This window comes from Variovorax sp. GW821-FHT06D12, assembly GCF_059419205.1.
In genome coordinates, this window is the sequence record NZ_JBWKRI010000003.1 from 615,474 (window position 1) to 627,928 (window position 12,455).

A 12,455-nucleotide genomic window follows, 5' to 3' on the forward strand; every position below is an offset into this window, starting at 1 on the left:
CGAAAGGGGATCAATTGGTTTCTGCGAGGGCGTCTGCGAGCGCATTGACCATGCGGTCGATCTCTGCCTTCTCGGCGATGAACGGGGGTGCGAGCTGGATCGTGTCGCCGCCGTAGCGCACGTAGAAGCCCTTCTTCCAGCAGTTCATGGCGATCTCGTAGGGGCGGCGTGCGGGCTCGCCCGGCAGCGCGGCGATGGTGATGCCGGCGGCCAGGCCGTAGTTGCGGATGTCGGCCACGTGCTTGCTGCCCTTCAGGCTGTGCACGGCGTTCTCGAAGTGCGGGGCCAGCGTCTGCACGCGGCCGATCATGTCTTCCTTCTGGAGCACGTCGAGCGCGGCGATGCCGGCGGCGCAGGCCACGGGGTGCGCGCCGTAGGTGTAGCCGTGCGGGAACTCGAGCATGTACTCGGGGCCGCCGGCGGCGATGAAGGTGTCGTAGATGTCCTTGCTGGCCACCACGGCGCCCAGCGGCTGCGCGCCGTTGGTGACCTGCTTGGCGATGTTCATGATGTCGGGCGTGACGCCGAAGGCATCGGCGCCCGTGAGCGCGCCGCAGCGGCCGAACCCGGTGATCACTTCGTCAAAAATCAGCAGGATGTTGTTCGCCGTGCAGATGTCGCGCAGGCGCTTCAGATAGCCCTTGGGCGGAATCACCACGCCGGCCGAACCCGCGAAGGGCTCGACGATCACGGCTGCGATGGTCGAGGCGTCGTGCAGCGCGATCAGGTCGAGCAGGCGGTCGGCCAGCTCGGCGCCGCTTTCGGGCATGCCGCGCGAGAAGGCGTTGCTGGCCAGCTGCGTGTGCGGCAGGTGGTCGGCCTCGACGCCCTGGCCGAACAGCTTGCGGTTGGCCGCGATGCCGCCCACCGAGATGCCGCCGTAGTTCACGCCGTGGTAGCCCTTCTCGCGGCCGATCAGGCGCGTCTTGCCCGCCTGGCCCTTGGTACGCCAGTACGCGCGCGCCATCTTCAGCGAGGTGTCGGCCGCTTCGGAGCCCGAGCCGGTGAAGAACACGTAGTCGAGGCCGGCGGGCGTCAGTTCCTTGATCTTGTTGGCCAGCTCGAACGAGAGCGGGTGGCCGAACTGGAAGGCGGGCGAGTAGTCGAGCTTGGCGATCTGGCGGCTCACCGCCTCGGTGATCTCGGGGCGGCCGTGGCCCAGGCCCGAGCACCACAGGCCCGACAGGCCGTCGAAGATCTTGCGGCCGTCGTTGTCCGTGAAGTAGGCGCCCTTGGCCTCCACGATGATCCGCGGATCGGCCTTGAAGTTGCGGTTGCCGGTGTAGGGCATCCAGTGCGCCTCGAGCCAGGCGGCGTCGGTGCGCGCGGTGGGCGTGGGTTCGATGGCGGGTGTGGCGAGGGTCATGGCGCATCCCGCGCAGGGCGGGCTCCGGGGGTGAAGGGATGCGCCGATTGTTCGCAACGCCTTCAGTGTGGAGAATGGCGCAATATCAATGTTCACTTGACGATCCATGCAAGTAAAGGCCAAGGCCCCGCCCGCCGACGAAACCGCTGCCCAGGGCACCCGCAACCGCGCCGTGCTGGGGCAGCTCAGCGACATGGACCTGCGCCTGCTCAAGGTGTTCAAGAGCGTGGTCGACTGCGGCGGCATGGCGGCGGCCGAGCTGGAGCTGAACATCGGCACCTCCACCGTGAGCCGCCACGTGAAAGACCTGGAAACGCGCCTGGGCCTCGTGCTGTGCCGGCGCGGCCGGGCCGGCTTTGCGCTCACGGCCGAGGGCCAGCGCGTGTACGACGAGACGCTGCGCCTGCTGGCCTCGGTCGACGCCTTTCGCGGCAGCATCGACGACATCCACAACCGCATGGGCGGGCAGCTCGACGTGGCGCTGTTCGACAAGACCGCGACCAACCCGAAGGCGCGCATCGGCGAGGCCATTGCCCGCTTCACCGAGATTGCGCCCGAAGTGAACCTGGCGGTGCACGTGGGCTCCATCAACGCCATCGAGCAGGGCGTGCTGGAAGGCAACTTCCAGATCGGCATCATCCCGGCGCACCGCAGCTCGAAGAGCCTGGTCTATGCCGACCTGTTCGACGAAACCATGCTGCTGTACTGCGGCCAGGGGCATCCGCTGTTCGACAGCCCGCACGGCAAGCTCACCTGGTCGAAACTGGGCGAGCACCATTTCGCGGGGCTGGGGTATCACTCGCCGAACATGGAGCTGAGCCACCGGGCGAGGCTGTCGCGCAAGGCGACGGGGTTCGATCAGGAGGCGATCGCGACGCTGATCCTGTCAGGGCGCTTTCTTGGGTTCTTGCCCGACCACTACGCGCAGGTGTTCGAGCAGCGCGGGCTCATGAAGGCGGTGCTGCCGGCGCGCTTCAACTATGCGTGCCGGTTCGTGAGTCTGCTGCGGCGCTCGCCGAAGCCTTCACGGGCGGTGCTGGCGTTTCAGGCGTGCCTGGAGCAGGCGCATGGCGGTGCGAAGATCTGAAGGCACCGAAACCATCCAAGATGACTGAAACACCACTGCGTATTCGCCCTGCACTTGCGTCGGAACACCGGGCACTCGAAGACTTGCAGCGGCGCGCATCGCTCGCGAACCCTGGCGATCGCGAGGCGATTCAGTCCGACCCGGACGCCATCGAACTGCCTCTGGCCCAGATCGTCGATGGCCGGGTGTTCGTGGCAGAGATCCATGGCGTGACGGCGGGGTTCGCTGTCGTGCTGCCCAACGATGACGGCAGTGCCGAACTCGATGGATTGTTCGTCGAGCCCGAGGCATGGCGTCGCGGCATCGGCAAGGCATTGGTCGCGCACTGTGTCGAGCTTTCCCGGTGCCAGGGTGCGTCGGCACTCCACGTCACCGGCAATCCGCACGCCGGGTCGTTCTACCTTCGATGCGGACTCGAGGCGAACGGCACTGTCGCCGTGCGCTTCGGCAGGGCCGAGCGGTTCCGCAAGGTCTTCTAGACCTTTGTGGTGCTATCGCTGTCCGCTCGGCAGCAACAAATGCTTCGCCCCGATGTGCGCTTCCATCTCATGCATGTGGTGCTCCGCATCCACCATGTGCTCCACCATCAGCCGCCGCACCTCGTCCGCATCTTCCTTGCGGTAGGCCGCCAGCAGCTGCGTGTGGTAGTCCACGTTGGTCTCTCCGAAGTGGTGGTGGTCCAGCGCCTTCTTGTAGACGACGAGGTCGCGCAGCAGGTCGTTGAGAAAGCGGCACATGAAGGACAGCACCGGATTGGGGCAGGCCTCGGCCAGCATCGTGTGAAAGGCCAGCTCGGCCTCGCGCTGCGTGCGCAATTCGTCCTCGTTGGTCGGCTCGACGGTGCACAGGCGCACGTTGTCTTCGAGCCGCGCGAACTGCTCGGGCGTGAGCCGCCCGACCACGCTCACGGCCAGTTCGGGCTCCAGCGCCTTGCGCAGCTGGTAGATGTGGTGGCCGTCCAGGTGGTGAAAGTGCAGGAAGTTGCGCAGCGGCTCCGACGCATGGTCGACCGACACCTGCTGCAGGTAGGCGCCGCCGCCCGGGCCGGTGCGGATCGAGATCAGCCCGCGCACCTCGAGCGCCTTCAGCGCCTCGCGCACCGTGCTCTTCGAATAGCCGAAGAGCTCGATCAGTTCCTTCTCGTTCGGTAGCCGGTCGCCGGGCTGCTTGCGCTCGGCAACGATCCATCGCTTGACGTCTTCGACGATGACGTCCGAGAGCTTTTGCCGCTTCGGAGGGTTGTGCCCCACTCTCATCAAAACGCTCCATCCATGCACATCGGGAGATGCGCGGGATGCGCAACAGCGCGCGATCTTAACGGCGTCATCGGCAGGGTCGGGTTGGGTTTGGGCACGGGGCTTGCTAACGGGTTTTTACCAACATATTAATCCTATTTATCCGCTTAAATTGCCGGCGATCGCAGGCACTGTGTTTTCTTCCCCACTTCCCACACCACGACCGGAGAACCCCATGCAACGCAGACAACTCCTTCAGCTGGCCGCCCTGTCGGCCGCCCCGGCTTCGCTCCTGATGAGCCGCTCGGCCATCGCCCAGGCCACCGACGCGATCCGATTCGGTGCGCCGGTGCCCATGTCGGGTGCCTTCGCGGCCAACGGCAAGTTCGCCGACCTGGGCACCAAGCTGGCGATCGAGCAGTACGGCAAGGTGCTGAACCGGCCGCTGGCCTACACGGTGCTCGACACCGAGGGCAAGCCGGCCACGGCCGTGCGCAAGGTGCAGGAGGCCTCGCAGCAGCAGGGCGCGAAGTTCTTCGTCGGCGGCATCCTGTCGTCCGAGGCGCTGGCCATGGGCAAGGAGGCCGAGAAGGCCGGCGGCCTGTTCATCACCACCGCGGGCGCCGACGAAATCACCGGCAAGGACTGCAACCCCGCCACCTTCCGCTGGTCGGTGCCCACCTTCGGTGCCATCGAGCAGACGGTGCGTCCGCTGATCGCGTCCATGCCCAAGGCCAAGCGCTGGTACACGATCACGCCGCAGTACGTGTTCGGCGACGGCCTGCTGAGCGCGGCCAAGACCATCTTCCAGGAGAAGGGCATCGAGCACGTGGGCAACAGCTACCACTCGCTCAACGACAAGGAGTTCAGCGGCTACCTCACCAACGCCATGGCCGCCAAGCCCGACGTGCTGCTGCTCCTGAACTTCGGTGCGCAGTCGTCCGCCGCGCTGCGCCAGGCGGTGAGCTTCGGCATGCACAAGAACATGACGATCCTCATGGCCTGGGCCTCGGGCCTGGAGCAGTTCGACGAACTGGGCGCCGACCTGTGCGACGGCGTCTACTTCGGTGCGCAGTACTGGCACACGGTCGACACGCCGCTCAACAAGGACCTGGTGAAGCGCACCGCCGACAAGCTGAAGATCGTGCCCAACTACAGCCTGGCCGGCTCGTACATCTGCACCAAGATCCTCATCGACGGCATCGTCAAGGCCGGCACGGTCGACCCGAAGGCGGTGGTCGCGGCGCTCGAAGGCATGAAGTTCGACGGCCTCACGGGCGTGGAAGAAATCCGCAAGGCCGACCACCAGGTCATCAAGGACTACTACCTGCTCAAGGGCAAGGCGAAGTCGAAGATGGCCAACCCGGCCGACTACGTGGACGTCGTCAGCTCCGGCAAGTCGTTCCTGCCGATCGACAAGACCGGCTGCAAGCTGGCCTGACGCCGCCCGGCTTCGCGCCCTTCCCGCGCCTTTTTGGGCGCGGGAAGGGCGCGTGCCGCCTGCACGTTTGCCACCCCACGACACCTATGTCCGTCTACCTGCTCCAGACCATCAACGGAATCGGCATCGGCATGCTGTATTTCCTGCTGGCCGTTGGCTTGTCCATCGTGTTCGGCCTGCTGCGCTTCGTGAACTTCGCGCACGGCGCTTTCTACCTGCTGGGCGCCTACCTGTGCTTCCAGGCCATGCAGTGGGGGCTCAATTTCTGGGCCGCGCTCGTGCTGGTGCCGCTGTTCGTCGGCGCGCTCGGCTGGCTGGCCGAGAAGCTGCTGCTGCGCCGCGTGTACGCCAAGCCGCACGAATTCCACATCCTCGTGACCGTGGGCCTGGCGCTCGCGGTGCAGGAGATCGTCATCGTGTTCTGGGGCCCGCTGGGCAACAGCGTGCCCACGCCCGACCTGCTGCAGGGCGTGGTGATGTGGGGCAGCTTCATCTACCCGAAGTACCGGCTCTTCGTGATCGGCTTCACCGCCGTGCTCGCGGTGGGGCTGTGGTGGGTGCTCGAAGGCACGCGCCTGGGCAGCGCGGTGCGCGCGGGCAGCGAATCGACCGAGATGGTCTCGCTGCTGGGCATCAACGTGTTCCGCGTGTTCAGCCTGGTGTTCGCGCTCGGCGCGGCCACGGCGGCGCTGGCCGGCGTGCTGGCCGCGCCCATCCGCGGGGCCGAGCCCTTCATGGGCGTCGAGGCGCTGGGCGTGGCCTTCGTGGTCGTGGTGATCGGCGGGCTCGGCAGCTTCAGCGGGGCGCTGGTCGGCGGCGTGCTGATCGGCATCGTGCAAAGCCTCATGAGCACCATCTGGCCGCCGGGGGCGAGCCTGATGATCTACATCGCGATGGGCGCCGTGCTGCTGCTGCGTCCGCATGGCCTGCTCGGCCGCAGAGGATGAACGCGCCATGCCAAAGAAATACACCTTCCTGCTGGCGCTGATCGTCGCGCTCGCGCTGCCGCTGTTCATGCGCTCGGGCTCGCTCGCGAGCGAAGTGCTCATCTACGCGCTCGCCGCGCTGGGCTGCAACCTGCTGCTGGGCTACACGGGGCTGCTCTCGTTCGGCCAGGGCATCTTCTTCGGGCTGGGCAGCTACACCATCGCGATCCTGCTCACGCGGCTGCAGCTGCCGATGCCGCTCGCGCTGCTCGCCGCCATCGGCATGGGCGCGCTGGGCGCGGCGGTGGTCGGCTGGGTCGCCATCCGCCAGCGCGGCACCTACTTCGTGATGCTCACGCTGGCGTTTGCGCAGATGTTCTATTTCATCGCCTACACGGCCTCGGGGCTCACGGGCGGCGACAACGGCCTGCTCGACGTGCCGCGCCCGGCCTTCATGGACACGCCGTGGAAGTACTACGCCTTCGTGGCGGTGATCTTCCTGGCCGCGTTCGCGCTGCTGCTCAAGGTGACCGACTCGGTCTTCGGCCGCACGCTGCTCGCCATCCGCGACAACGAGGACCGCGCCGCCGCCGTGGGCTACGACCTGAAGCGCTTCAAGCTGCTGGCCTTCGTGATCTCGGGCGCCGTCACCGGCCTGGCCGGCGGCCTGCACGCGATGATGACCGGCATCGCGCCGCTGTCGAACGCCGAATACCACACGAGCGAGATGATCCTGGTCATCACCGTGATCGGCGGCACCGGCAACCTGTTCGCCTCGGTGCTCGGCTCGGCCTTCTACGTGCTGCTGGCCGACTGGCTCTCCACGCTGTGGCCGCGCTGGCTGCTGCTGCTGGGCCTGCTGCTGATCGGCGTGAGCATCGGCATGCAACGCGGCCTCTGGGGCCTGGGCGAAAGCGCCTGGCGACGGGTGTTCCGCAAGACGGCGGCCGAGGCCAAGGCGCCGGCCGTGCAAGGAGAGCAGGCATGAGCGACATCCTCATCGAAGCCATCGGCGTCACCAAGCATTACGGCAAGTTCGCCGCGCTCGGCGGCGTCGATCTGAAGATCAAGCGCAACACCGTGCACTCGGTGATCGGGCCCAACGGCGCAGGCAAGACCACGCTGTTCCACATGCTCACGGGCACCGGCACCACCACGGGCGGGCGCATCGTGTTCGACGGCCACGACGTGACGCGCGAGCCCGACCACCAGCGCGTGCAGCGCGGCATGGCGCGCTCGTTCCAGGTCACGAGCCTGTTCCCCAGCCTGTCGGTGCGCGAGAACCTGCGCGTGGCGGCGCAGGGCATCGCGCCGCGCCAGGCCATGAACTGCTGGCGCGCACCCATCGGCGAGCGCGCCTGCGCCGACACGGTGGCCGAGGTGCTCGCGCGCGTTGGCCTCGAACGGCTGGCCGACACGCCCGCCAGCGTGCTCTCGCACGGCCAGCAGCGCCGCCTCGAAGTGGGCATGGCGCTGGCGGCCAAACCCAAGGCCATCTTCCTGGACGAGCCGACCTCGGGCATGGGCATCGACGACCTCGACGACATGAAGCAGCTCATCCGCGGCCTGCGCGACGCGCACACCGTGGTGCTGATCGAGCACAACATGAACATCGTGATGGACATCTCCGACACCGTGACCGTCATGCAGCTGGGCCGCGTGCTGGCCGAGGGGCTGCCGGGCGACATCCGTTCGGATGCGCGCGTGCGCACGGCGTACCTGGGCAACATGATCACGGGAGGCAAGGCATGAGCAACATCCTCGAAGTCGAAGGCCTGCACGCGCACTACGGCAAAAGCCATGTGCTGCAGGGCGTGTCGCTCACGGTGGGCGAGGCCGAACTGGTCACGCTGCTGGGGCGCAACGGCGCGGGCAAGTCGACCACGCTCAAGAGCATTGCCGGCGCCGTCACGCCCACGAAGGGGCGCGTGCGCTTCCAGGGCGCGGACATCGCGGGCCAGCCGCCGCACCGCATCGCCACGCGCGGCGTGTGCCTGGTGCCCGAGCACCGCGGCATCTTCAAGCTGCTCACGGTGGAAGAGAACCTGCTGCTCGGCCTGCGCCGCGACTCGCCCTGGCAGCTGGCCGACATCTACCGCATCTTTCCGCGTCTGAAGGAGCGCCGGCGCAACGGCGGCGGACAGCTGTCGGGCGGCGAGCAGCAGATGCTGGCCATCGGTCGCGCGCTCATGAACCATCCGCGCCTGCTGATCCTCGACGAGCCCGTCGAAGGCCTGGCGCCGGTGATCGTGGAAGAGATCGTCGCGCAGCTCAAGACCATCAAGGCCGCGGGCGTGGCCATCCTGCTGGTCGAGCAGAACCTCGAGGTCTGCGTGCAGCTGGCCGACCGCCACTACATCGTGGAGCAGGGCGTGATCGTGCACGAGGCCGGCAACGCCGCCTTCATGGCCGACCACGACGTGAAAGACCGCTATCTGGGTGTCGGCCTTGCCTGAACCCGCCCTTCATTCGTCGCAAAAATCATGAACACAACGAACGAACTTTCCACCGCAACGGACGTGCGCGCCCTGCGCGTGAACGGCCAGCGCCTCTGGGACTCGCTGATGCAGCTCGCGCAACTCGGCGCCACCGAGAAGGGCGGCGTGTGCCGCATCGCGCTCACCGACCTGGACCGCCAGGGCCGCGATCTCTTCACGCGCTGGGCGCGCGAGGCCGGCTGCGAGGTGCGCGTGGACGCCATCGGCAACATCTTTGCGCGCCGTGCGGGCCGCAACAACGCGCTGCCACCCGTCACCACCGGCAGCCACATCGACACGCAGCCCACGGGCGGCAAGTTCGACGGCAACTACGGCGTGCTCGCGGGGCTGGAGGTGGTGCGCGCGCTGAACGATGCGGGCATCGAAACCGAGGCACCGCTCGAAGTCGCGGTGTGGACCAACGAGGAAGGCTCGCGCTTCGTGCCCGTGATGATGGGCTCGGGTGTGTTCGCTGGCGCCTTCACGCTCGAACACGCGCTCGCGCAGCGCGACACCGAGGGCGTGAGCGTGGCCGAGGCCCTGTCGGCCATCGGCTATGCGGGCGCCGTGCCCGCTTCGGCGGCGGCGTCGCCGGTCGGCGCCTACTTCGAGGCGCACATCGAACAGGGCCCGGTGCTCGAAGCCAACGAACGCGTCATCGGCGTGGTCGAGGGCGCGCTGGGCCAGCGCTGGTACGACGTGGTGGTGCAGGGCATGGAAGCCCATGCCGGCCCCACGCCGATGGAGCTGCGAAAAGATGCGCTGCTGGCCGCCGCCGAACTCGTGGTCGAGGTGAACCGCATCGCGCTCGCACACGCGCCGCACGGGCGCGGCACGGTCGGCTGGATCGACAACTACCCGAACTCGCGCAACGTGATCCCGGGCCGCGTGAAGCTCAGCGTCGACCTGCGGGCGGCCGACGACGTGGTGCTGTCGGCCATGGACGCAGCCTTGAAAGAAGCCGTGCAGCGCATCGCGACCAAGGGCAAGGTCGAGGCGACGGCCGAGCAGGTCGTGTACTTCCCGCCGCAGCCGTTCACGCCCGCGCTGGTGTCGGCCGTGCGCGAGGCCGCGCAGGACCAGGGCATGACGTGGATGAACGTGATCAGCGGCGCCGGCCACGACGCCGTGTACCTCGCGCGCGTGTGCCCCGCGGCGATGATCTTCGTGCCCTGCCTGGACGGCATCAGCCACAACGAGATCGAGGACGCGCAGCCCGACCACCTCGAAGCCGGCTGCAACGTGCTGCTGCAGGCGATGCTGCAGAGCGCGGGAGTGGCCGCGTGAAGGCGGCGCTTCGCCGCGTCGGCCTTCACTGCGTGCTGGCGATGGGCATGGTCGCGGCGTCGACGGCGGCCCTGGCGGCTGGAGAGCCGATCCTGGTCGGCCAGTCCGCGGTGCTCACCGGCCCGTTCACGCCGAACAGCCTCGCGTTCATGGAAGGCCAGACGCTGTTCCTCGACCAGTTGAACAAGGCGGGCGGCGTCGGGGGCCGGCCCGTCAAGATGATCACCTACGACGACGCCTACATCCCCGAGAAGGCCGCGGCCAATGCCGAGAAGCTGCTCGGTACGGACCGCGTCGTCTGCCTGTTTGGAACCATGGGCACGGGCATCGGCGCGGCCATGGTGCCGGTGGCGGCGAAGTACGACAGCTTCATCTTCGGCGGGCTGACCGGCGCGGCGGTGCTGCGCGGGCCGAAGGTGCCGATCTTCCACGTGCGGGAGTCGTATGCCGACGAGGTCTCGCGTGTGATGAACCACCTGACGACCGTGGGCCTGACGCGCATCGCCATCGTCTCCAGCGATGACGCCTACGGCAAGGGCATCGAGAAGGACGCGCTGGCCGCGCTCGAGAAGAACAAGCGGCCGGCCCTGCTGTCGCTGCGCTTCGATCCGAAGGAAAAGGACCATCCCGCCATCGCGCAGCAGGTCATCGCGAGCGGGGCGCAGGCGGTGTACGTCATCGCGGCCGGCACGCCTGCGATCAACATCATCCGCTCGCTGGTGGCCGCGCCCATCCATCCGCAGATCTACACGAACTCGGTGGCGAGCTCGTTCCTTCTGTACAAGGAGCTCGGCGACAAGAGCCGCGGCATCGTGCTGTCGCAGGTGGTGCCGCCGTTCTGGAAGACACGCTTTCCCATCGTCGACGAATACCAGCGCGCGCGGAAGGCCGCGGGCAGCGAAGGCGAAGGCTCCTACCTGGGGCTGGAGGGCTACATCACGGCCAAGGCCTTTGCGGAATCGCTGCAGCGCGTGAAGGGGCCGATCACCACCGAATCGCTGCGCCGCAGCATCGAGAACTCGCCGCCCATGAACCTGAATGGCTTCACGGTCGCGTTCCGTCCCGACAACCGCAACGGCTCCAGCTTCGGTGACATCACCATGCTGGGCAGCGCCGGAAAGTTTGCCCAATGAAAGTCCTGATCGCGCGTCTCAACCACGAGACCAACACCTTCTCGCCCGTGCCCACGCCGCTCGCGGCCTTCGGGCCCGACGGCCCGACCTTCGGCGAACAGGCCTACACCGACAACAAGGGCATGCGCACCGCGATGTCGGCCTTCATCGACCTGGCCGAAGCGGCGGGCGCGCAGCTCGTCACGCCGGTGTCGGCTTCGGCCAACCCGAGCGGTCCGGTCGATGCGCAGGCCTACACCACGCTCACGCAATGCATCGTCGATGCGGCGCCGGGCTGCGACGCGATCCTGCTCGACCTGCACGGCGCGATGGTGGCGCAGAACAGCACCGACGGCGAAGGCGACCTGCTGGTGCGCCTGCGCGCCGCGGCGCCCGGCGTGCCGATCGGCGTGGCGTTGGACCTGCACGCCAACGTGACGCCCGCGATGGTGGAGAACGCCGACGTCATCGTCGGCTTCAAGACCTACCCGCACGTCGACATGTACGAGACCGGCGAGCACGCCGGCCGCCTGCTGTTCGACCTGCTGGCCGGGTGCAGCCAGCCGCACATGCGCTGGCGCCAGCTGCCGCTGATGGCGCACACGCTGCGCAGCGCCTCGTTCACGGGCGCGATGCAGCGGGCCATCGAGGCGGCGCGCGCGGCGGAGGAATCCGAGTCGCTGGCGGTGTCGATCCTGGCGGGCTTCTCGCTGTCGGACATCACGGCGCCGTGCATGAGCGTGATCGTGGTCGATGCGCAATCGCCCGCGCGCGCGCAGGCCACGGCCGACCGCATCGCGGCGCAGATGTGGGCCGAGCGCGAGGCCTTCATCTACCGCAGCGAACCGCTGGCCGCATCGGTCGCGCGCGCGAAACTCATCGCCGGCGGTGCCACGCGCCCGGTGCTGCTGCTCGACCACGGCGACAACTGCATGTCTGGCGGCAGCTGCGACACCATGGACGTGCTGCAGGAGGCGCTGGCGCAGGGCCTGGACGGCATCGGCGTCGGGCCGTTGTGCGACCCTGAGGCGGTGGCCGCGCTGGTCGCGGCGGGCGAGGGCGCCGAAGTGACGGTGGCGCTGGGCAACAAGGTGTCGCTGGAAGGCATCGGCCTGAAGAAGACGCCGGTGCGGCTGACCGGCATGGTGCGAACCATCAGCGACGGCGAGTACGTGATCACCGGCCCCACCTACACCGGCCAGCGCAGCAGCATGGGGCGCACCGTGCTGTTCGACATCGGCGCGGCGCGCATCGTCGTCACCGAGCGCACGCAGGAGCCGTGGGACATCGGCGTGTTCGAGTGCGCCGGGCTCGACCCACGCACCGAGCGCTTCCTGCTGCTGAAGTCGCGCATGTACTGCCGGCCGGTGTTCGAGCCGCTGTCGGCCGCGCTGGTGGAGTGCGACAGCCCGGGCGTGACCAGCTCCGACTACAGCCTGTTCCCGTTCAGCCAGGTGCGCCGGCCGGTGTTTCCGCTCGATGCGAACGCGGCGATGGATGCGCCGGCATAACCTGCCACGTCAT

Annotated in this window: 12 protein-coding genes; 10 read left to right on the forward strand and 2 right to left on the reverse strand. The window is 67.9% G+C overall.

The features are described 5' to 3' along the window. Positions 1–10: 10 nt before the first annotated feature. Positions 11–1,366 carry an omega-aminotransferase AptA gene (gene aptA / locus AC07SQ_RS13555; protein ID WP_495270911.1) on the reverse strand — a complete coding sequence of 452 codons (1,356 nt, stop codon included), beginning with the start codon at positions 1,364–1,366 and terminating at the stop codon, positions 11–13. A gap of 106 nt (positions 1,367–1,472) precedes the next feature. Between aptA and AC07SQ_RS13560 the strand changes: the two genes are divergently transcribed. Next, positions 1,473–2,453, forward strand: a complete 981-nt coding sequence (locus tag AC07SQ_RS13560) for a LysR family transcriptional regulator (protein WP_159274609.1) — start codon at positions 1,473–1,475, stop codon at positions 2,451–2,453. Positions 2,454–2,473: 20 nt separating this feature from the next. Then, positions 2,474–2,932 carry a GNAT family N-acetyltransferase gene (locus AC07SQ_RS13565; RefSeq protein WP_495270910.1) on the forward strand — a complete coding sequence of 153 codons (459 nt, stop codon included), beginning with the start codon at positions 2,474–2,476 and terminating at the stop codon, positions 2,930–2,932. A gap of 12 nt (positions 2,933–2,944) precedes the next feature. Here AC07SQ_RS13565 and AC07SQ_RS13570 read toward each other — a convergent pair whose 3' ends face one another. Beyond that, positions 2,945–3,709, reverse strand: coding sequence for a FadR/GntR family transcriptional regulator (locus AC07SQ_RS13570; RefSeq protein ID WP_062468755.1), 765 nt, complete (start codon positions 3,707–3,709; stop codon positions 2,945–2,947). A gap of 214 nt (positions 3,710–3,923) precedes the next feature. Here AC07SQ_RS13570 and AC07SQ_RS13575 point away from each other — a divergent pair, with 214 nt between their 5' ends. From AC07SQ_RS13575 to AC07SQ_RS13610, 8 genes are all read left to right on the forward strand, one after another. Continuing rightward, the gene (locus AC07SQ_RS13575; protein ID WP_369631970.1) at positions 3,924–5,129 is read left to right on the forward strand and encodes an ABC transporter substrate-binding protein; all 1,206 of its coding nucleotides are present in this window, start codon (positions 3,924–3,926) and stop codon (positions 5,127–5,129) included. An 86-nt stretch (positions 5,130–5,215) separates the two neighbouring features. Further along, the gene (locus AC07SQ_RS13580; RefSeq protein WP_062468750.1) at positions 5,216–6,076 is read left to right on the forward strand and encodes a branched-chain amino acid ABC transporter permease; all 861 of its coding nucleotides are present in this window, start codon (positions 5,216–5,218) and stop codon (positions 6,074–6,076) included. A 7-nt stretch (positions 6,077–6,083) separates the two neighbouring features. Next, positions 6,084–7,043 (forward strand): branched-chain amino acid ABC transporter permease, encoded by a 960-nt coding sequence (locus tag AC07SQ_RS13585; protein ID WP_062468748.1) that lies wholly within the window; start codon positions 6,084–6,086, stop codon positions 7,041–7,043. Then, positions 7,040–7,807: an ABC transporter ATP-binding protein gene (locus AC07SQ_RS13590; protein WP_495270909.1), complete on the forward strand. Its 768-nt coding sequence runs from the start codon at positions 7,040–7,042 to the stop codon at positions 7,805–7,807. Before AC07SQ_RS13585 ends, AC07SQ_RS13590 begins: the two co-directional genes overlap by 4 nt. Beyond that, positions 7,804–8,511 (forward strand): ABC transporter ATP-binding protein, encoded by a 708-nt coding sequence (locus AC07SQ_RS13595; RefSeq protein ID WP_070063982.1) that lies wholly within the window; start codon positions 7,804–7,806, stop codon positions 8,509–8,511. Before AC07SQ_RS13590 ends, AC07SQ_RS13595 begins: the two co-directional genes overlap by 4 nt. 27 nt (positions 8,512–8,538) lie before the next feature. After that, positions 8,539–9,819 carry a Zn-dependent hydrolase gene (locus tag AC07SQ_RS13600; protein ID WP_495270908.1) on the forward strand — a complete coding sequence of 427 codons (1,281 nt, stop codon included), beginning with the start codon at positions 8,539–8,541 and terminating at the stop codon, positions 9,817–9,819. Next, positions 9,816–10,952 carry an ABC transporter substrate-binding protein gene (locus AC07SQ_RS13605; protein ID WP_492684890.1) on the forward strand — a complete coding sequence of 379 codons (1,137 nt, stop codon included), beginning with the start codon at positions 9,816–9,818 and terminating at the stop codon, positions 10,950–10,952. Before AC07SQ_RS13600 ends, AC07SQ_RS13605 begins: the two co-directional genes overlap by 4 nt. Then, positions 10,949–12,442 carry a M81 family metallopeptidase gene (locus tag AC07SQ_RS13610; protein ID WP_495270907.1) on the forward strand — a complete coding sequence of 498 codons (1,494 nt, stop codon included), beginning with the start codon at positions 10,949–10,951 and terminating at the stop codon, positions 12,440–12,442. The genes AC07SQ_RS13605 and AC07SQ_RS13610 overlap by 4 nt, the downstream gene beginning before the upstream one ends. The last annotated feature ends 13 nt before the right edge of the window (positions 12,443–12,455 follow it).